We start from the raw sequence: 230 nt of genomic DNA on the forward strand, positions 1-230 counted from the left end.
GTATCCGCCCGAGCAAGTGCATATTTCATAATATAATGTAAAGAAGTAAGTTTGCTTGAAATAATAAAGAGATGAGCAAACAAGAAATTATGTACTCTCATGTAGAGGATTGGCTAGCAAGTGGATTGACACAATCAAAGTATTGTGAAAGTGTTGGAATTAAGCTAGCGACATTTAGTTATTGGGTAGTAAAGTTTAAGGGTGAAACAGAGCAAGAAGGCTCAAGTAAC

1 protein-coding gene is annotated in these 230 nt (G+C 35.7%); it reads left to right on the forward strand.

Annotated elements, in window-relative coordinates; translation table 11 throughout:
* Positions 1-71 precede the first annotated feature (71 nt).
* A partial coding sequence (gene tnpA, locus GOQ24_RS17040; RefSeq protein ID WP_410505210.1) for an IS66 family insertion sequence element accessory protein TnpA occupies positions 72-230 on the forward strand: 159 nt, incomplete at its 3' end.

The organism is Myroides sp. LoEW2-1 (assembly GCF_009767705.1).
Classification (GTDB): Bacteria; Bacteroidota; Bacteroidia; order Flavobacteriales; family Flavobacteriaceae; genus Flavobacterium; species Flavobacterium album_A.